At 56.6% G+C, this 18,198-nt stretch carries 19 protein-coding genes; 8 read left to right on the top strand and 11 right to left on the bottom strand.

The window, feature by feature from the left end; translation table 11 throughout:
• Positions 1 to 12: 12 nt before the first annotated feature.
• Positions 13 to 957, bottom strand: coding sequence for a zinc ABC transporter substrate-binding protein ZnuA (znuA, locus tag ACF8PE_RS12535; RefSeq protein WP_392494933.1), 945 nt, complete (start codon positions 955 to 957; stop codon positions 13 to 15).
• A gap of 78 nt (positions 958 to 1,035) precedes the next feature.
• On the opposite strand from znuA, the gene znuC reads away from it, so the two are divergent.
• Positions 1,036 to 1,791: a zinc ABC transporter ATP-binding protein ZnuC gene (gene znuC / locus ACF8PE_RS12530; protein WP_032611939.1), complete on the top strand. Its 756-nt coding sequence runs from the start codon at positions 1,036 to 1,038 to the stop codon at positions 1,789 to 1,791.
• Positions 1,788 to 2,573 (top strand): zinc ABC transporter permease subunit ZnuB, encoded by a 786-nt coding sequence (gene znuB / locus ACF8PE_RS12525; RefSeq protein ID WP_032611941.1) that lies wholly within the window; start codon positions 1,788 to 1,790, stop codon positions 2,571 to 2,573. Before znuC ends, znuB begins: the two co-directional genes overlap by 4 nt.
• Positions 2,574 to 2,662: 89 nt before the next feature.
• Here the strand turns inward: znuB and ruvB are convergent, their stop codons facing one another.
• The 6 genes from ruvB to aspS all read right to left on the bottom strand — a co-directional run bounded on the left by ruvB (position 2,663) and on the right by aspS (position 8,030).
• Positions 2,663 to 3,673, bottom strand: a complete 1,011-nt coding sequence (gene ruvB / locus ACF8PE_RS12520; protein WP_032611943.1) for a Holliday junction branch migration DNA helicase RuvB — start codon at positions 3,671 to 3,673, stop codon at positions 2,663 to 2,665.
• A gap of 8 nt (positions 3,674 to 3,681) precedes the next feature.
• Positions 3,682 to 4,293, bottom strand: a complete 612-nt coding sequence (gene ruvA, locus ACF8PE_RS12515; RefSeq protein WP_032611945.1) for a Holliday junction branch migration protein RuvA — start codon at positions 4,291 to 4,293, stop codon at positions 3,682 to 3,684.
• Positions 4,294 to 4,375: 82 nt separating this feature from the next.
• Positions 4,376 to 4,897, bottom strand: a complete 522-nt coding sequence (gene ruvC / locus ACF8PE_RS12510) for a crossover junction endodeoxyribonuclease RuvC (RefSeq protein ID WP_032611947.1) — start codon at positions 4,895 to 4,897, stop codon at positions 4,376 to 4,378.
• Between the two features lie 34 nt (positions 4,898 to 4,931).
• Entirely contained in the window at positions 4,932 to 5,672 is a 741-nt protein-coding gene (locus tag ACF8PE_RS12505; RefSeq protein ID WP_032611949.1) for a YebC/PmpR family DNA-binding transcriptional regulator, read from the bottom strand.
• Between the two features lie 140 nt (positions 5,673 to 5,812).
• The gene (gene nudB, locus ACF8PE_RS12500; RefSeq protein WP_032611952.1) at positions 5,813 to 6,256 is read right to left on the bottom strand and encodes a dihydroneopterin triphosphate diphosphatase; all 444 of its coding nucleotides are present in this window, start codon (positions 6,254 to 6,256) and stop codon (positions 5,813 to 5,815) included.
• A gap of 1 nt (position 6,257) precedes the next feature.
• Positions 6,258 to 8,030, bottom strand: coding sequence for an aspartate--tRNA ligase (gene aspS / locus ACF8PE_RS12495; RefSeq protein WP_032611955.1), 1,773 nt, complete (start codon positions 8,028 to 8,030; stop codon positions 6,258 to 6,260).
• A 240-nt stretch (positions 8,031 to 8,270) separates the two neighbouring features.
• Here aspS and ACF8PE_RS12490 point away from each other — a divergent pair, with 240 nt between their 5' ends.
• Genes ACF8PE_RS12490 through cmoB form a run of 5 tightly spaced genes read left to right on the top strand, consistent with a single transcriptional unit; the run spans position 8,271 to position 11,848 of the window.
• Positions 8,271 to 8,837, top strand: a complete 567-nt coding sequence (locus tag ACF8PE_RS12490) for a hydrolase (protein ID WP_130588619.1) — start codon at positions 8,271 to 8,273, stop codon at positions 8,835 to 8,837.
• Positions 8,834 to 9,652, top strand: a complete 819-nt coding sequence (locus ACF8PE_RS12485) for a DUF72 domain-containing protein (protein WP_059307631.1) — start codon at positions 8,834 to 8,836, stop codon at positions 9,650 to 9,652. Before ACF8PE_RS12490 ends, ACF8PE_RS12485 begins: the two co-directional genes overlap by 4 nt.
• Positions 9,653 to 9,703: 51 nt before the next feature.
• Positions 9,704 to 10,099, top strand: a complete 396-nt coding sequence (locus tag ACF8PE_RS12480) for an MAPEG family protein (protein WP_032611959.1) — start codon at positions 9,704 to 9,706, stop codon at positions 10,097 to 10,099.
• 40 nt (positions 10,100 to 10,139) lie between these two features.
• Complete coding sequence (gene cmoA, locus ACF8PE_RS12475) at positions 10,140 to 10,880, top strand: carboxy-S-adenosyl-L-methionine synthase CmoA (protein WP_032611960.1); 741 nt, start codon at positions 10,140 to 10,142, stop codon at positions 10,878 to 10,880.
• Complete coding sequence (gene cmoB / locus ACF8PE_RS12470) at positions 10,877 to 11,848, top strand: tRNA 5-methoxyuridine(34)/uridine 5-oxyacetic acid(34) synthase CmoB (protein ID WP_032611961.1); 972 nt, start codon at positions 10,877 to 10,879, stop codon at positions 11,846 to 11,848. Before cmoA ends, cmoB begins: the two co-directional genes overlap by 4 nt.
• A gap of 192 nt (positions 11,849 to 12,040) precedes the next feature.
• Here cmoB and cutC read toward each other — a convergent pair whose 3' ends face one another.
• Both cutC and ACF8PE_RS12460 read right to left on the bottom strand, forming a co-directional pair.
• Positions 12,041 to 12,784 (bottom strand): copper homeostasis protein CutC, encoded by a 744-nt coding sequence (gene cutC / locus ACF8PE_RS12465; RefSeq protein ID WP_148569325.1) that lies wholly within the window; start codon positions 12,782 to 12,784, stop codon positions 12,041 to 12,043.
• An 85-nt stretch (positions 12,785 to 12,869) separates the two neighbouring features.
• Positions 12,870 to 13,430: a VOC family protein gene (locus ACF8PE_RS12460; RefSeq protein ID WP_032611963.1), complete on the bottom strand. Its 561-nt coding sequence runs from the start codon at positions 13,428 to 13,430 to the stop codon at positions 12,870 to 12,872.
• A gap of 175 nt (positions 13,431 to 13,605) precedes the next feature.
• Between ACF8PE_RS12460 and argS the strand changes: the two genes are divergently transcribed.
• Complete coding sequence (gene argS, locus ACF8PE_RS12455; protein WP_032611966.1) at positions 13,606 to 15,339, top strand: arginine--tRNA ligase; 1,734 nt, start codon at positions 13,606 to 13,608, stop codon at positions 15,337 to 15,339.
• An 88-nt stretch (positions 15,340 to 15,427) separates the two neighbouring features.
• On the opposite strand, the gene ACF8PE_RS12450 is transcribed toward argS, so the two are convergent.
• Both ACF8PE_RS12450 and ACF8PE_RS12445 read right to left on the bottom strand, forming a co-directional pair.
• Positions 15,428 to 16,567 carry a glycoside hydrolase family 105 protein gene (locus ACF8PE_RS12450; protein WP_032611967.1) on the bottom strand — a complete coding sequence of 380 codons (1,140 nt, stop codon included), beginning with the start codon at positions 16,565 to 16,567 and terminating at the stop codon, positions 15,428 to 15,430.
• Between the two features lie 4 nt (positions 16,568 to 16,571).
• Entirely contained in the window at positions 16,572 to 18,155 is a 1,584-nt protein-coding gene (locus ACF8PE_RS12445) for an MFS transporter (RefSeq protein WP_032611968.1), read from the bottom strand.
• Between the last annotated feature and the right edge of the window lie 43 nt (positions 18,156 to 18,198).

The raw sequence follows: 18,198 nt of genomic DNA, 5'->3' as shown, positions 1-18,198 counted from the left end.
TTCACTTCCTCGTTAATCTCCTTTCAGGCAGCTCGCATACTGGTTCGCCAGTTGGCTGAGAAACTGCGAATAGCTCGCTTTGCTCAACTGGATAGAGGTACCAAGTGGGTCAAGGGTGCCCATACGCACGGACGTACCCCTTGCCACGGCTTCAACGACCGCTGGCCTGAACTGTGGCTCAGCAAAAACGCAGGACGCTTTTTGCTCAATCAACTGTGTTCTGATTTCATGTAAACGCTGCGCACCGGGTTGAATTTCTGGATTGACGGTGAAATGGCCAAGCGGCGTGAGACCGTAGTGTTTTTCGTAGTACCCGTAGGCGTCATGAAAAACGAAATATCCTTTACCTTTCAATGGTGCGAGCTCGGTACCCACCTGCTTGTCGGTTGCGGCAAGTTGTGCCTCAAAATCCTTCAGGTTGGCGTCAAGTTTGGCTCGACTTTGCGGCATAAGTTCCACTAATTTTTCATGGATTGCAACCGCCGAAAGCCGTGCTATTTCTGGGGACAGCCAAAGGTGCATGTTGTAGTCACCATGATGGTGATGTTCGTCACCTTTTTCCCCTTCCGCTGTACCGTGATCGTGGTCATGATCGTCATCCTCAGACCCTTTCATGAGAAGCGGTTTCACACCAGATAGATTAGCAATGGTAACCTTTTTAGCCTCTGGCAACTGATTTGCCGACTTTTGCATGAAGGCTTCCATCTCTGGGCCAATCCAGACCACTAAGTCTGCGTTTTGTAAGCGTTTTACGTCCGAAGGGCGCAGGGAATAATCGTGCTCAGAGGCGCCATCAGGCAGGAGCACCTGGGTTTCCGTCACGCCATCTGCGATAGCGGAAGCGATAAACCCGAGCGGTTTAAGCGAAGCGACAACAGCGGCTTTAACATCTTGTGCTGTTGAACCCCAAAGGGCAGCGGATAATGCTGCGAAAAGAAGCGTATTTTTCTGTAACATAATGCGACTATTCATCGTAATGAGTGGGCGAAATGTGATATTATAACATTCGTTGACTTCTGCAAGCATAAAATTGATATGACGAATCTGGTATCTCTCGAAAACATTTCGGTTTCATTCGGTCAGCGCCGCGTCCTCTCTGACGTTTCGCTGGATTTGAAGCCTGGCAAAATTTTGACGCTGCTGGGTCCTAATGGCGCAGGTAAATCGACGCTGGTACGCGTGGTGCTGGGCCTGGTAGCACCCGACAGCGGCCTTATCAAGCGTGACCGGCAACTGCGCATCGGTTACGTGCCGCAAAAGCTGCATCTGGACGCGACTTTGCCGCTGACGGTAAGCCGTTTCCTGCGTCTGCGCCCCGACACGCGTAAAGAGGACATTTTGCCGGCGCTCAAACGGGTGCAGGCCGGGCATCTGATCGATGCGCCCCTGCAAAAGCTCTCCGGCGGCGAAACCCAGCGCGTGCTGCTGGCTCGCGCGCTGTTGAACAAGCCGCAGCTGCTGGTGCTCGACGAACCGACGCAGGGTGTAGACGTCAACGGTCAGGTGGCGCTGTATGACCTGATCGATCAGCTGCGTAAAGAGCTGGACTGCGCCGTGCTGATGGTCTCGCACGACTTGCATCTGGTGATGGCGAAAACGGACGAAGTGCTCTGTCTGAACCATCACATCTGCTGCTCTGGCACACCGGAAGTGGTCTCCATGCACCCTGAGTTTATCTCGATGTTTGGCCCTCGCGGCGCCGAACAGCTGGGCATTTATCGCCACCATCACAACCACCGCCATGATTTGCAGGGACGCATTGTCCTGCGCCGGGGAAACGGTAACTCATGATTGAACTTTTATTGCCCGGCTGGCTGGCCGGGATGATGCTCGCCTGCGCGGCGGGTCCTCTCGGCTCGTTTGTCGTCTGGCGCCGGATGTCTTATTTTGGCGATACCCTCGCCCACGCCTCCCTGTTGGGGGTGGCATTTGGCTTACTACTGGATGTGAATCCGTTCTATGCGGTGATTGCGGTCACGCTGCTGCTGGCCGCCGGTCTGGTGTGGCTGGAAAAGCGCCCTCATCTGGCAGTGGATACGCTGCTCGGGATTATGGCGCACAGCGCCCTGTCTCTGGGTCTGGTGGTGGTCAGCCTGATGTCCAATATTCGCGTGGATCTGATGGCCTATCTTTTTGGCGATCTGCTGGCGGTCACGCCGGACGATCTGATCGCCATCGCCATCGGGGTGGTGATCGTGCTGGCTATCCTGCTGTGGCAGTGGCGCAGCCTGCTGGCAATGACCATCAGCCCGGATTTGGCCTTTGTTGACGGCGTGAAGTTACAACGCGTGAAGTTACTGCTGATGCTGGTGACCGCGCTGACCATTGGCGTGGCGATGAAGTTTGTCGGGGCGCTGATCATCACTTCACTGCTGATCATTCCCGCCGCGACCGCGCGCCGTTTTGCCCGCACGCCGGAGCAGATGGCCGGTGTTGCCGTGGGCGTGGGAATGATAGCCGTGACCGGCGGGTTAACTTTCTCGGCGTTTTACGACACGCCCGCCGGGCCGTCAGTGGTACTGTGTGCGGCAACGCTGTTTATCTTCAGTATGATGAAGAAACCTGCCAGCTGATGTGATGCCCGGTGGCGCTTCGCTTACCGGGCCTGCAATTGCTCTAAGCCGGATAAGGCGCTGTCGCCATCCGGCCTTTTACCTCGGGGTTATGGCATCGCCGGTGGCGTAATGCCAAAGTGATCCCAGGCTCGCACCGTTGCCATGCGCCCGCGCGGTGTACGCTGCAAAAAGCCCTGCTGGATCAGGTATGGCTCAAGCACATCTTCAATGGTTTCCCGCTCTTCACCGATGGCGGCCGCCAGGTTATCCAGCCCGACCGGCCCACCAAAGAATTTGTCCAGCACCGCCAGCAGCAACTTGCGGTCCATGTAATCAAACCCTTCGGCATCCACGTTCAACATATCCAGTGCCTGGGCGGCGATCTCCAGCGAAATAGAGCCGTCGTGCTTCACTTCGGCAAAATCACGCACCCTGCGCAGCAGACGGTTGGCGATACGCGGTGTTCCGCGGGAACGCTTCGCCACTTCAAAAGCCCCCTCTTCGCTCATCTCCAGCCCCATGTAGCGCGCGCTGCGGCTGACAATGTGCTGGAGATCGGGCACCTGATAAAACTCCAGTCGCTGTACGATGCCGAAACGGTCGCGCAGCGGCGAGGTTAACGAGCCTGCGCGTGTGGTGGCGCCAATCAGGGTGAAAGGTGGCAGATCGATTTTAATCGAGCGCGCCGCCGGGCCTTCGCCAATCATGATATCCAGCTGGTAGTCTTCCATCGCCGGATAAAGCACCTCTTCCACCACCGGTGACAGGCGGTGGATCTCATCGATAAACAGCACATCGTGAGGTTCAAGGTTCGTCAGCATCGCTGCCAGATCGCCTGCCTTCTCCAGCACCGGGCCGGAGGTCGTACGCAGATTGACCCCCATTTCGTTGGCAACGATGTTGGCAAGCGTGGTTTTCCCCAATCCTGGCGGGCCAAAAATCAGCAGATGATCGAGGGCATCGCCGCGTAATTTTGCTGCCTGGATAAAGATCTCCATTTGCGAGCGCACCTGCGGCTGGCCAATATACTCATCAAGCAGCTTCGGACGGATCGCACGGTCCACCAGATCTTCTGCCTGAACATTGCCTGCCGAGACCAGACGGTCTGCTTCAATCATCCTTTACCTCACAACGCCGCGCGCAGCGCTTCACGAATCAGGGTTTCACTGGTGGCGTCCGGTTTAGCAATTTTGCTGACCATCCGGCTCGCTTCTTGAGGTTTATAGCCCAGCGCCACCAGCGCGGCAACCGCTTCCTGCTCCGCATCATCGTCAGACGGACCCGCAGGGGATGTCAGCACCAGATCGGCTGCTGGCGTAAACAGATCGCCATGCAGACCTTTGAAGCGGTCTTTCATTTCGACAATCAGGCGTTCTGCCGTTTTCTTGCCGATGCCAGGAAGTTTCACCAGGGCCGCCAGCTCTTCACGCTCAACAGCATTCACGAACTGCTGCGCCGACATCCCGGACAGGATCGCCAGGGCCAGTTTCGGGCCGACGCCGTTGGTCTTAATCAGCTCTTTAAACAGGGTACGTTCCTGCTTGTCATTGAAGCCAAACAGCAGCTGAGCATCTTCACGCACGATAAAGTGGGTAAAAATTATTGCCTCTTTACCCACTTCCGGCAGTTCGTAGAAACAGGTCATTGGCATATGGACTTCGTAGCCCACGCCTCCGGTCTCAAGCAGCACTATCGGGGGTTGTTTTTCGAGGATGATGCCTCTGAGTCTGCCTATCACGTGACGCTCCTGCGTTAAGAACTAAAATTTACCGCTGCCATCATAAAAAAAGGCTGGATAAACATCCAGCCTGATTTTTCATTTAACGCAATCGGCCTCGGGCCAGATTGAGCCGCGATTCGCTTATTTGCATCGCGTTCTGGGTGACGTGGCAATGGGTTATCGCGATGGCCAGCGCATCGGCGGCATCCGCCTGCGGATTGGCCGGCAGTTTCAGCAATGTGCGCACCATATGCTGCACCTGACTTTTATCTGCCCCGCCATTGCCTACCACGGTTTGCTTGACCTGTCGCGCAGCGTATTCGAACACGGGCAGGTCCTGATTCATCGCCGCGACAATCGCCACGCCACGGGCCTGACCGAGCTTCAGCGCCGAGTCGGCGTTTTTCGCCATAAACACCTGTTCGATGGCGAAAAAATCCGGCTGGAACTGAGTGACGATCTCCGTCACGCCTGCATAGATAAGCTTCAGGCGCGACGGCAGATCGTCCACTTTAGTGCGGATACATCCGCTGCCCAGGTAGGTTAACTGACGCCCGACCTGGCGGATGACGCCATAACCGGTGATGCGTGAGCCAGGGTCAATGCCGAGAATGATCGCCATCACGCCTCTCCGGTTGTCGGTTTAGGCTCAGCCATTACAGCGTTGCCGCAACCTCGTCGGAGATTTCACCGTTGTGGTAAACTTCCTGCACGTCGTCGCAATCTTCGAGCATGTCGATCAGACGCAGCAGTTTTGGTGCGGTTTCCGCATCCATGTCCGCTTTGGTGGACGGGATCATGGTAACTTCAGCCGCGTCGGCTTTCAGGCCAGCCGCTTCCAGCGCATCACGCACCGCGCCCATCTCTTCCCATGCGGTATAAACATCAATCGCGCCGTCGTCGTAGGTCACCACGTCTTCAGCACCGGCTTCCAGCGCGGCTTCCATGATCACATCTTCGTCGCCTTTCTCGAAAGAGATCACGCCTTTTTTGCTGAACAGGTAAGCTACGGAACCGTCGGTGCCCAGGTTGCCACCGGTTTTGGTGAAGGCGTGACGCACTTCAGCAACGGTACGGTTACGGTTGTCGGACAGGCACTCAATCATCACCGCCGTGCCGCCTGGACCGTAACCTTCATAAATGATGGTTTCCATGTTGGTGTCATCGTCGCCGCCTACGCCACGGGCGATAGCACGGTTCAGCGTGTCACGGGTCATGTTGTTGCTCAGCGCTTTATCGATCGCTGCGCGCAGACGCGGGTTAGAACCGGCGTCGCCGCCGCCCAGACGGGCTGCAGTCACCAGTTCGCGAATGATTTTGGTAAAGATCTTACCGCGCTTGGCATCCTGTGCCGCTTTGCGGTGTTTGGTGTTGGCCCACTTACTATGACCTGCCATAAAAAGTTCCTCAAAAATTATCCTGCGCCGTTCAGCCACCAGTTGCGTTGGCTACGCCCGCTTACACCCGTCACTTACCCACGTAAGCGACTGGCGATGCTCGGCCTTGCCGTCTTCCTGATAACTGAAATGCCTGGAAATTAATTAACATTGATTACAAATTCTTCAATCGCCTGCCGGTTGCTCCACGACTTGGTTAAGCCTGCGGCCTCGACCGCATTAACCCAGCGGTAAGTCAGGTGTTCGGTGAACACGATCTCCCGCTCGTGGGGAAGCGCAAGGCAGAACCAGGATTCTGTATTGCGTTCGGTCCCCGGCGCATAGCGATGACGTAAATGGCTAAAAATTTCAAAATCCACCGTGCGCTGACAGTCCGTCAGGGTCAGTTGCTCGCGAGCAACATCAATGGCGACCTCTTCCTTTACTTCGCGCGCGGCGGCCTGCAGTGCGGTTTCACCCTCTTCCAGACTGCCGGTTACCGACTGCCAGAACGCGGGATCGTCGCGCCGCTGCAACATCAGCACCCGCTTCGTGTCCTGGGCATAAATGACAACTAAGACAGAAACGGGAAGCTTATATGTCATATCAGTTTTTCTCTTCCTTTTTCACCACTTCGATACCCAGCTCGGTCAGTGAGGTTGGGTTAGCAAAGCTTGGCGCTTCGGTCATCAGACAGGCCGCAGCGGTGGTTTTCGGGAAGGCGATAACATCACGGATGTTGTCGGTGCCGGTCAGCAGCATGGTCAGACGATCCAGACCAAACGCCAGGCCTGCGTGCGGCGGCGTGCCGTACTTCAGGGCGTCCAGCAGGAAGCCAAACTTCTCGCGCTGTTCCTGTTCGTTGATGCCCAGAATGCCGAATACGGTCTGCTGCATGTCGCCGCTGTGAATACGCACGGAACCGCCGCCGACTTCGTAGCCGTTGATCACCATGTCATAGGCGTTTGCCACTGCATCTTCCGGGGCGGCCTTCAACTCTGCCGCGGTCATCTCTTTCGGAGAGGTGAACGGGTGGTGCATCGCGGTCAGACCGCCTTCGCCGTCGTCTTCAAACATTGGGAAGTCGATTACCCACAGCGGCGCCCATTTGGCTTCGTCGGTCAGGCTCAGGTCTTTACCCAGCTTCAGACGCAGGGCACCCATTGAATCCGCTACCACTTTCTTATTGTCTGCGCCGAAGAAGATCATGTCTCCGTCCTGGGCTTCAGTACGCGCCAGAATGGATTCCACGATGTCAGCATTGAGGAATTTGGCGACCGGGCTGGTGATGCCTTCGATGCCTTTTGCACGCTCGGTGACTTTGATATAAGCCAGGCCTTTCGCGCCATAAATCTTGATGAAGTTGCCGTAGTCGTCGATTTGCTTACGGCTTAAGCTTGCGCCACCCGGTACGCGCAGAGCAGCCACGCGGCCTTTCGCATCGTTAGCCGGGCCGGAGAAGACGGCAAACTCAACGTCTTTCAGCAGGTCAGCAACGTCCACCAGCTCCATCGGGTTACGCAGGTCTGGTTTGTCGGAGCCGTAACGACGTTCCGCTTCGGCGAAGGTCATGATTGGGAAATCGCCCAGATCCACGCCCTTCACGTCCTGCCACAGGCTACGCACCAGCGCTTCCATCACTTCACGCACCTGCTCGGCGGTCATGAAGGAGGTCTCGACGTCGATCTGGGTGAATTCAGGCTGACGGTCAGCACGCAGGTCTTCGTCACGGAAGCATTTCACGATCTGATAATAACGATCGAAACCGGACATCATCAGCAGCTGTTTGAACAGCTGAGGAGACTGTGGCAGCGCGTAGAATTTACCTTTATGCACACGGGACGGCACGAGGTAGTCACGTGCGCCTTCCGGGGTCGCTTTGGTCAGCATCGGGGTTTCGATATCGAGGAAACCGTGATCATCCATAAAGCGGCGCACCAGGCTGGTGATTTTCGCACGGGTTTTCAGGCGCTCGGCCATTTCCGGGCGACGCAGGTCGAGGTAGCGATATTTCAGACGCGCTTCTTCGGTATTGACGTGGTTGAAGTCCAGCGGCAGTGATTCTGAACGGTTAATAATGGTCAGATCGGTCGCCAGCACTTCGATTTCGCCGGTCGCCATGTCGCTGTTGATGTTCTTTTCGTCACGCGCACGCACGGTGCCGGTCACCTGGATGCAGAACTCATTACGCAGCTCGGAGGCCAGCTTTAACGCGTCGGCACGATCTGGATCGAAAAACACCTGCACGATGCCTTCACGGTCGCGCATATCGATAAAGATAAGGCTGCCAAGATCACGACGACGGTTGACCCAACCACACAGGGTCACCTGCTGTCCGACGTGGGACTGACGCAGCTGCCCGCAATATTCTGTACGCATGAGATATCCCTTAACTTAGCCGCAGGCTACAAGGTCGCAGCTTTCTGTATGTCAAACTGGATGAAAAAAGGCGGCTATTATACTGGAAATTCCGCCAGACGATAAGAGAGAAGCACACCAGACGCGCGATTGCTGCTCGCATCTTGCATATTCTCACAAAAATTAACAAAAATATCAGGCCCGGAACACGCCATGGCAGCGTAAGGTATTAGCAACACTAACTATTTAACAGGAAAAACCATGTTGACATTCGACGCTGCTAAAACTGCCCTGGTCGTCATCGATTTACAGGAAGGGATCCTGCCCTTTGCCGGTGGCCCGCATACCGCCCAGGACGTGGTCAGCCGCAGCGCCCGCCTGGCAGAAAAATGCCGCGCCAACGGTTCGCCGGTGGTGTTGGTCCGTGTCGGCTGGTCTGCTGACTTCGCCGAGGCGCTGAAACAGCCTGTTGATGCCCAGGGGGCGGCCCATGCCCTGCCGGACAACTGGTGGGACTACCCACTGTCACTTGGCAAGCAAGAGAGCGATATTGAAGTGACCAAACGCCAGTGGGGCGCTTTCTACGGCACCGATCTTGAGCTGCAGCTGCGTCGTCGCGGCATCGAGACTATAATTCTCTGCGGGATCGCCACCAATATTGGCGTGGAATCTACCGCGCGCAACGCCTGGGAGATCGGCTTTAATCTGGTGATCGCCGAAGATGCATGCAGCACGGCCACCACCGAGCAGCACCAGGCCAGCATGACCCATATCTTCCCGCGCATCGCCCGTGTGCGCAGCACTGAAGAGATTATCAACGCGCTATGATCTATCTGGGTTTACCCCAATGGTCGCACCCGAAGTGGGTACGACTGGGCATTAACGGTCTTGAAGAGTACGCCCGCCACTTTAACTGTGTGGAGGGCAACACCACGCTGTACGCCCTGCCAAAGGCCGAGGTGGTGGCGCGCTGGCGGGAGCAAACCCGCGACGATTTTCGTTTTTGCTTTAAATTCCCGGCCACCATCTCCCATCAGGCCGCGCTGCGTAATTGCGACGATCTGACCGAAGAGTTTTTCTCCCGGCTGTCACCGCTGGCGAACCGCATTGGTCAGTACTGGGTGCAGCTCCCCGCCACCTTTGGCCCCCGCGATCTGCCTGCGCTATGGCAGTTCCTCGATGGCCTGCCCCGGGAATTTACCTACGGGGTTGAAGTTCGGCATCCTGAGTTCTTCATGAAAGGCGAGGCAGAGCAAGCGCTCAATCGTGGTCTGCACGAGCGCGGCGTCAATCGCACCATCCTCGACAGCCGTCCGGTACATGCCGCCGTGCCGCACAACGAAGCCATCATCGACGCCCAGCGCAAAAAACCGAAAGTGCCGGTGCATGCGGTGATGACCGCCAGCAACCCGATGGTGCGTTTTATCGGCAGCGACAATATGCCGCAAAACCAGGCGCTGTTTGCCGTCTGGCTGCAGACCCTGGCGAAGTGGGAACAGACCGCCACGCCGTATCTTTTTTTACATACGCCTGATATTGCCCAGGCACCTGAACTGGTCGATGCTCTCTGGCAAGCCTTGCGGGACGTGGCTCCGTCGATAGGCGATGCCCCCACCATTCCGCAGCAATCTTCTCTTTTCTGATCCCAGCCCCTATCATATGAAGTGCCATCTGCCAAAAAACAGGGAGTTTGTATGGTTTGCGCGCTGTATGCGGTGCTGGGTGCGTTACTGTTAATTAAGTTTTCGTTCGATGTTGCGCGCCTGCGGATGTTATACCGCGTTTCTTATGGCGACGGTGGGTTTTCGGAGCTGCAAACCGCGATCCGCATTCATGGCAATGCGGTGGAGTACATCCCGGCTGCCTTGATCCTGCTGTTGTTTATGGAAATGAACGGTGCCGAGACCTGGATGGTGCATGTCTGCGGCCTGCTGCTGATTGCCGGACGCCTGATGCACTATTATGGTCTGCATCAGCGGCTGTTCCGCTGGCGCCGCTCCGGTATGAGCGCCACCTGGTGTTCGCTTGTGCTAATGGTGCTGGCTAACCTGTGGTATATGCCGTGGGAGTTGGTTTTCTCATTGCATTAGCGCACAATACGCCCCTTTATTTTTCCCGGATTTTTACGTTATGTCAGATCGCGACACGCTTTTTTCTGCGCCTATCGCCAGTCTGGGCGACTGGACCTTCGATGAACGGGTAGCGGAAGTCTTCCCGGATATGATCCAGCGCTCGGTTCCCGGCTACTCCAATATCATCTCCATGATCGGCATGCTGGCGGAACGTTTTGTTCAGCCCGGCACGCAGGTCTACGATCTGGGATGTTCACTGGGCGCGGCCACGCTGTCGGTTCGTCGTAACATCAAGCACGACGGCTGTAATATCATCGCTGTCGATAACTCACCGGCAATGGTAGAACGTTGCCGTCGCCATATCGACGCCTGGAAAGCGCCGACTCCGGTCGAGGTGGTCGAAGGCGATATCCGCCATATTGAGATTAAAAACGCCTCGATGGTGGTGCTGAATTTTACCCTGCAATTCCTGGAGCCGGACGATCGCCAGCTGTTGCTGGACAAAATTTATCAGGGGCTGAACCCTGGCGGCGCGCTGGTGCTGTCTGAGAAATTCAGCTTCGAAGATGCCACCGTCGGCGAACTGCTGTTCAACATGCACCACGATTTCAAACGGGCCAACGGCTACAGCGAGCTGGAGATCAGCCAGAAGCGCAGCATGCTGGAGAACGTGATGCTGACCGACTCGGTTGAAACGCACAAGGCCCGCCTGCATAAGGCCGGGTTCGCCCACAGCGAGCTCTGGTTCCAGTGCTTTAACTTTGGCTCTCTGGTGGCGCTTAAAGGCGGTGATGCATGATTGATTTCGGTAACTTTTATCAGCTGATTGCTAAAAATCACCTGTCGCACTGGCTGGAAACCCTGCCAGGGCAGATCGCCGCCTGGCAGCGCGAATCGCTGCACGGCCAGTTTAAGCAGTGGAGTAACGCGGTCGAGTTTCTGCCGGAGATGACCCCTTATAAGCTGGATCTGTTGCACAGCGTCACCGCTGAAAGCGAAACGCCGCTGAGCGAAGGCCAGATGCTGCGCCTCGACAAGCTGATGCGCAATCTGATGCCATGGCGTAAGGGGCCGTTCTCCCTGTATGGCATGCATATCGACACTGAATGGCATTCAGACTGGAAATGGGACCGCGTGTTACCGCACCTGTCCGATTTAACCGGGCGTACCATTCTGGACGTGGGCTGCGGCAGCGGGTATCACCTGTGGCGCATGATCGGCGCAGGCGCCCATCTGGCGGTCGGTATTGACCCAATGCAGTTGTTCCTCTGTCAATTCGAAGCCGTGCGCAAACTGCTGGGCAACGACCAGCGCGCGCACCTGTTGCCGTTGGGCATCGAGCAGCTTCCGGCTCTGGCGGCGTTTGATACCGTCTTCTCAATGGGCGTGCTCTATCATCGCCGTTCCCCGCTGGAACACCTGTGGCAGCTGAAAGATCAGCTGGTCAGTGGCGGTGAACTGGTGCTGGAAACGCTGGTGATTGAGGGCGATGAAAATGCGGTGCTGGTGCCGGGCGACCGTTATGCGCAGATGCGAAACGTCTACTTTATCCCATCGGCGCTGGCGCTGAAAAACTGGCTGGCGAAGTGTGGTTTTGTTGATATCCGCATTGCCGATGTTTGCGTCACCACCACCGAAGAGCAGCGCCGCACCGAGTGGATGACCACCGAGTCGCTGGCCGAATTCCTCGATCCTGACGATCGGACAAAAACCATTGAAGGTTATCCGGCGCCGATCCGTGCGGTATTGATTGCCACCAAACCCTAGTGTTTTGCCGGGTGGCGGCTTCGCCTGACCCGGCCTTTATCGGGCGCGTTTTATCCCGACTATTTCAGGTTGCAGCGGCGCGGCTTGAAACAGGAAGGATAAAATGGACAAAAAAAGACCCCTGTTGAAATTGCAGGGGCCTGGTACAAACAAGCATCATATTGGGCGACATGATGCGCGGTAAAAACTGTTTCAGCGGCGAAACCTTTCGATTATCGCCTTCATCTCTGCAACCGACTCGCCATCGACGCCATAGCGGGAATATTCATCCGCTTCAGCATCCGTCGACATCGACAAGCCTGTGTTGCGATAGCGCATGGGTGACGGCAACCATTTGCCTGCCGAGCTGTGAAGCTCTTCTACCCCTGCCTGTAAAAACGTTTCCAGGTTAGCGGCGCGAACGCCAGCACCCGCCATTATTATTGGAACACCTGATCGCCCTTTTAGTTCCTTAATTAATGAAATACCTTTTTCGGCAGAGGGCTGCTGGCCGGAGGTGAGCACCCGTGCAACCCCCAGTTCCGCGAGGTTTTCAAAGGCTTGCTGCGGATTTACGCACATATCGAAGGCGCGATGAAAAGTTACCGCCATCCCCTGCGCGGCGGCCATAATCTGGCGCATACGCGGCATATCGATATGGCCATCTTCATTTAGCAGGCCGGTTACCAGCCCCGGGAAACCCAGTTCCTTCACGAGGGCGATATCGTCCAGCATGGCGTCAAACTCGCCCGGGCTGTAGCAAAAGTCCCCGCCGCGGGGGCGGATGATCGGATGCACGGGGATACTTACCGCCTGACGCACCGATTTCAGCACACCATACGAGGGGGTCAGCCCGCCCTCTTTCGGGGCCGCACAAAGTTCAATACGATCGGCACCCTGCTGCTGCGCGGTCAGGGCACACTCCATGCTGTAACAACAAATCTCCAGCAATGCCACGAAACCTCCTTACGATGAGTTGGGTTTTGCATCATGCCATGCCGCCTTATCTGCGACACGGCGTCAGCTCACAAAGTCTTATGCATTATTCTTCGCTGGCGACAATCTCTTCGATGGTCCATGGGTGAAACTTCACCGTCACGCTGCCATCGGTGACCGCCAGCGTCGGGTTCGGCAGACGTTCGCGCTCCCCTTTTGGTGAACTGGTTTTGACAAAGATCCCAGGCTGGCTCAGCCCGTGGTCAGACAGTAGCGCCAGGGCACGGGCATTCAGGGTATCGGGGTCGCCAGGCAGCACGATTTCGATGTGCTCCCAGCCTTCGAGGGGATAGCGTTTCTCACCCGGCCACGGCAGTTCAACGACCGTAAAGCGCCAGTGAGCAACGCACACCGGCTCATGCAGCTTGAACAGGCAGATCGGGCGGCCATTGATGATGTTTTCCGAGAGCAGCTCGCCGCACTGCTCAAACCCGCGTCGCCAGCGCTCGGCGGTGGCATTCTGGTGGCAGCGCAGAGAGATATGGTCTGCTGCGAGCGGGGCAATATCCAGCCCCAGGCGCCCGGTAAGTGCTGTAAAAGCCTGGGTGAAACGCGGTAAATCAGCTGCAATATCCTGCAGCTCGTCAACAGATTGCCAGTTCGCCATCATTCCTACTCTTATCGTCATGCAAAAGCGTTAATTTACTCTGTTGCTGCCCGACGACCAACCGCTGATTTGAGCCAGTGCTGACGGCAACGGGCAATTGCAGTATACTCCCGGCCTAAATTCTTTAACGGGCGCGGCAGCATGATGGCCCGCGTCAAAAATGTAAGGTATCCCGGTGAATATTCAGGCTCTTCTCTCAGAAAAAGTCAGTCAGGCACTGATTGCTGCAGGCGCACCTGCAGACTGTGAACCGCAGGTTCGTCAGTCAGCGAAAGTACAGTTTGGCGACTATCAGGCCAATGGCGTGATGGCAGTGGCTAAAAAACTGGGCATGGCGCCGCGACAACTCGCAGAGCAGGTCCTGACGCATCTGGATCTCCAGGGTATCGCCAGCAAAACCGAAATCGCCGGGCCGGGCTTTATCAATATCTTCCTCGACCCTGCCTTCCTGGCGCAGCATGTTGATGCGGCCCTGAAGTCCGACCGTCTGGGCGTGGCGCAGCCACCAGCGCAAACCATCGTCGTTGACTACTCCGCCCCTAACGTGGCGAAAGAGATGCACGTAGGTCACCTGCGCTCCACCATTATCGGCGACGCATCGGTGCGCACCCTTGAGTTCCTCGGCCATAACGTGATCCGCGCGAACCACGTCGGTGACTGGGGTACTCAGTTCGGCATGCTGATCGCCTGGCTGGAAAAGCAGCAGCAGGATAACGCGGGTGAAATGGCGCTGGCCGACCTCGAAGGCTTCTACCGCGACGCGAAAAAGCACTATGACGAAGACGAAGCCTTTGCCGAGCGCGCACGTAGCTACGTGGTGAAACTGCAGGGCGGCGACGAGTATTTCCGTCAGATGTGGCGTCAGCTGGTGGATATCACCATGTCCCAGAACCAGCTCACCTACGATCGCCTGAACGTCACCCTGACCCGTAAGGATGTGATGGGCGAGAGCCTGTACAACCCGATGCTGGCCGGGATCGTGGCCGACCTGAAGGCCAAAGGGCTGGCGGTCGAGAGCGAAGGCGCAACGGTGGTCTTCCTTGACGAGTATAAAAACAAAGAAGGCGAACCGATGGGCGTCATCATCCAGAAAAAGGATGGCGGCTACCTCTATACCACGACCGATATCGCCTGCGCCAAGTATCGTTACGAGACGCTGCATGCGGATCGCGTCCTCTATTACATCGACTCCCGTCAGCACCAGCACCTGATGCAGGCGTGGACCATCGTGCGTAAAGCAGGCTATGTACCGGATTCCGTGCCGCTGGAGCACCACATGTTCGGCATGATGCTGGGCAAAGACGGCAAGCCGTTCAAAACCCGTGCGGGCGGCACCGTGAAGCTGGCAGATCTGCTGGACGAGGCGCTGGAACGTGCCCGCCGTCTGGTGGCCGAGAAAAACCCGGACATGCCTGCGGACGAGCTGGAAAAACTGGCTAACGCCGTCGGTATCGGTGCGGTGAAGTATGCGGATCTCTCCAAGAACCGTACCACCGATTATGTCTTCGACTGGGATAACATGCTGGCCTTCGAAGGCAACACCGCCCCGTATATGCAGTATGCCTATACCCGTGTGCTGTCCGTCTTCCGTAAAGCCGACATTGACGAAAGCGTGCTGGCCCAGGCGCAGGTGACCATCAGCGAAGATCGCGAAGCTCAGCTGGCGGCGCGCCTGCTGCAGTTCGAAGAGACGCTGGCCGTGGTCGCCCGCGACGGTACGCCACATGTGATGTGTGCCTACCTGTACGATCTGGCGGGTCTGTTCTCCGGCTTCTACGAGCACTGCCCTATTCTCTCTGCTGAGAGTGAAGCCGTGCGCAACAGCCGCCTGAAGCTGGCGCAGCTGACGGCGAAGACCCTGAAGCTGGGTCTGGATACCCTGGGTATCGAAACCGTAGAACGTATGTAATCTGTGATGATTGGCTAGCCCCGGTAGCGAAGCGCCATCAGGGCTACAGAACGAATAAAAAACCCGGCATTTGCCGGGTTTTTTATTATCAGAAGTACTTGCGGAGATATTCCGTTAAACAGAGGATCGCCATCGCCTGGCCGTACGGCATGGAGGTTAGCGGGATCTGGCGATAGAACTCCAGATCGCTGCCCATCCCGGTTCCAAACGAGGTTTGCAGCAGTTCGCCGTCCGGGGAGATGTTCTTCACAATCCCGCGAATGGCTTTCTCGGCAACTATGGCGTATTCCGCCGCCACATAACGCTTACGCACCGCTTTCAGGATCCCGTAGCTGAACCCCGCCGTCGCCGAGGCCTCCAGATAGGAGTTCGGATCATCAAGCAGCGTATGCCACAGGCCGCTCTCATCCTGACATTTCGCCAGGGCGGCGATCTGCGCATTCAGCACCTGCACCAGATAACGGCGCACGGCATTGTTCTCCGGCAGATCCACCAGCTCCAGGAAGTCGGGTATCACGATGGTTAGCCAGCTGTTGCCGCGCGCCCAGCGGGCATTGGCAAAGTTGTGCTGACCGTCGTAGTTCCAGCCGTGGAACCACAGCCCGGTCTCCCGATCCATCAGGTTTTGCACATGCAGCAGGAACTGATAGACCGCCTCTTCCACGTATTCCGGTTTATTAAGCAGTTTGCCAATCTTCGCCAGCGGCAGGACGGTCATCATCAGGGTGTCATCCCACATCTGCTGATGGTTCTCTTCTGCCAGGGTGATGTGCTGCATACCGCCGTGATCGGTGCGCGGCATGTCGTTCATCGCCCACTCTGCCCAGCTCTCCAGCCACGGCAGCCATGCCGGGTTGCGCGTCTCTTCATAGCGATACGCAAGGGTCAAAAACGGCGACATGGTGTTGACGTTTTTGGTCGTGGCCCCTTCGGCGAAGCGGTCGGCAAACCAGCTGTCGATGATATCGCGCATGCCTTCATCCCCGGTCTGGCAGTAATACTGCCAGATACCGTAGAGACCGACCCCATGCGTCCACTCCCAGCCCGCCCAGCCTTTGGTGTCGATTACGCGCCCGTCGTCCAGCCGCAGTAAAAACTCGCCGGTTTTATCGTGAATGTTCACCAGGTTATGCGTCACTTTCTGGATCAGCGCTTTCAGTTCATCCCTGGCGATAAAACGCTCGGGCTGACGCAGTAACGGGCTATGTTTGACAGGCCAAACCTTCATAATCTTAACCTCTGTTGTATGTCGAATTCAGTGGAGCACGTTCTTTCAGGGACGGTGCAGCGGGTTTATTGCGATTCAGATAGCCGATGTTGTTGTTACCCCACAGGCAGTCGTACGGCATACCGGCCAGCATTTCGACCGTAGCGCGCGCCTGCGGTGTAGCGGTCTCCGGCATTGCACGGCCAGACTCACGCATTTTGGCGGTCTCTTCACGCAGCGTGCTGTGCGTTTGTAAGTTCAGCTTAAAGCGCAGTGACACCAGGAAGCCGCAGCACAGGACCAGAATGGTGCCCACGCTCAGGATCATCAGGATGGTGTGGCTTACCTCTTCAGGCTGTACCTTCTGCCCGCTGACAAAGCCGGACATCTGCATGACGATACCCACCAGCATGATGGCCCCCGCCTGCGACGCTTTGCGGGTTAAGGTCATGATGCCTGCAAAGATGCCTTCGCGACGTTGACCGGTGATCACTTCATCCACGTCAGCAATGTAGGTGTAGGTATTCCAGGGTACATAGTTGATGCCACCGCGGCCAAGACCTGCCAGAGCAGACACCAGCAACAGCAGCGCGTAGATATCGCTCATACCGGCATAATAAAGCCCTGCGTAGGAGAGCGACGCCAGACCAAACAGCACCACCACCATGCGGTAGGACGGGGCCGGGCCAAAGCGGATGCACAGTGGGATCATGGCGATCACGGCGAGGAACTGGAAGATGGCCATCGTGCCCAGCAGGTTCGAGGCCATTGACGCTTCCTGCATCAGCACAAAGACCACGTAGTAGGTAAAGACGGCGTTAAACACGTCCTGCGCGATATAACCCCCGAGGTACATGCCCAGATGCTGACGGAAAATTTTGATCCGCAGGGTGGAACTTAACTCAACGAACAGACGATTCAGGCTCTGACCAAGGGTCAGTTTTTTCTTCTCTTCTTCTGCACGCAGCGCGGCTTCGCTCCACTCTTCACGCGGGCGTTCCCAGGTAAAGAACCAGACGAAGGTGAGCATCAGGGCGCACAGCACCGAGAACACCAGGCTCGCATAGAAGAAGGAGATGGCATTGTCTTTGCCAAAATGGGTTAACAGAATGCCCGGCAGGAACGACGCCAGAATGGCCGACATCTGCGCCATAGAGATACGCGCGCCGGAGAACTTGGTTTTCTGTTTGAAATCATCGGTCATTTCCGGCACCAGCGTTTCGTACGGTACCAGGATCATGGTGTAAACAATATCAAAGACCAGATAGGTCAGCAGGTAGTACCAGAAGCCCATATCCCCGACCCACATCAGCGAGTAGCTGAAGACGCACGGGATACCGAGCAGGATAAAGAACTTACGGCGGCCAAAGCGTTTGCCAAGCCAGGTGGTACCAAAGTTATCGGTCAGGAAGCCCATCAGCGGACTGACGACGGCATCGAGCACCCTTGCGGCAGCAAAGATGAAGGTGGCCTCAATCGGCGTAAGGCCGCAGAAAGTGGTATAGAAATAGAGCAACCAGGCAGCGGTTAACGCTGTGGTTCCCGCTCCGAGAAAATCGCCCGATCCGTAGGCCAGATAGTTTGCAAGTCCAATTTTACGTGTTTTCATTACCGTCGACCCTGTAAGTTTCAGATGACTCCCGGTTAACCCG

Source organism: Leclercia sp. GLN_9 (assembly GCF_043105735.1).
GTDB lineage: Bacteria > Pseudomonadota > Gammaproteobacteria > Enterobacterales > Enterobacteriaceae > Enterobacter > Enterobacter adecarboxylatus.
Note: the sequence above shows the minus strand (reverse complement) of the source record. Positions and strands in the feature narration are given on the sequence as shown.

Bases quoted from the DNA above. Each gene is read 5' to 3' on its own strand.
- ACF8PE_RS12490 (WP_130588619.1), top strand. From the start codon at position 8,271: ATGTTGACATTCGACGCTGCTAAAACTGCCCTGGTCGTCATCGATTTA.
- aspS (WP_032611955.1), bottom strand. From the start codon at position 8,030: ATGCGTACAGAATATTGCGGGCAGCTGCGTCAGTCCCACGTCGGACAG.
- ACF8PE_RS12460 (WP_032611963.1), bottom strand. From the start codon at position 13,430: ATGGCGAACTGGCAATCTGTTGACGAGCTGCAGGATATTGCAGCTGAT.
- ACF8PE_RS12485 (WP_059307631.1), top strand. From the start codon at position 8,834: ATGATCTATCTGGGTTTACCCCAATGGTCGCACCCGAAGTGGGTACGA.
- ACF8PE_RS12450 (WP_032611967.1), bottom strand. From the start codon at position 16,567: ATGAAGGTTTGGCCTGTCAAACATAGCCCGTTACTGCGTCAGCCCGAG.
- znuC (WP_032611939.1), top strand. From the start codon at position 1,036: ATGACGAATCTGGTATCTCTCGAAAACATTTCGGTTTCATTCGGTCAG.
- cmoA (WP_032611960.1), top strand. From the start codon at position 10,140: ATGTCAGATCGCGACACGCTTTTTTCTGCGCCTATCGCCAGTCTGGGC.
- ruvB (WP_032611943.1), bottom strand. From the start codon at position 3,673: ATGATTGAAGCAGACCGTCTGGTCTCGGCAGGCAATGTTCAGGCAGAA.
- cmoB (WP_032611961.1), top strand. From the start codon at position 10,877: ATGATTGATTTCGGTAACTTTTATCAGCTGATTGCTAAAAATCACCTG.
- znuB (WP_032611941.1), top strand. From the start codon at position 1,788: ATGATTGAACTTTTATTGCCCGGCTGGCTGGCCGGGATGATGCTCGCC.
- nudB (WP_032611952.1), bottom strand. From the start codon at position 6,256: ATGACATATAAGCTTCCCGTTTCTGTCTTAGTTGTCATTTATGCCCAG.
- ACF8PE_RS12480 (WP_032611959.1), top strand. From the start codon at position 9,704: ATGGTTTGCGCGCTGTATGCGGTGCTGGGTGCGTTACTGTTAATTAAG.
- znuA (WP_392494933.1), bottom strand. From the start codon at position 957: ATGTTACAGAAAAATACGCTTCTTTTCGCAGCATTATCCGCTGCCCTT.
- ACF8PE_RS12505 (WP_032611949.1), bottom strand. From the start codon at position 5,672: ATGGCAGGTCATAGTAAGTGGGCCAACACCAAACACCGCAAAGCGGCA.
- ACF8PE_RS12445 (WP_032611968.1), bottom strand. From the start codon at position 18,155: ATGAAAACACGTAAAATTGGACTTGCAAACTATCTGGCCTACGGATCG.
- ruvC (WP_032611947.1), bottom strand. From the start codon at position 4,897: ATGGCGATCATTCTCGGCATTGACCCTGGCTCACGCATCACCGGTTAT.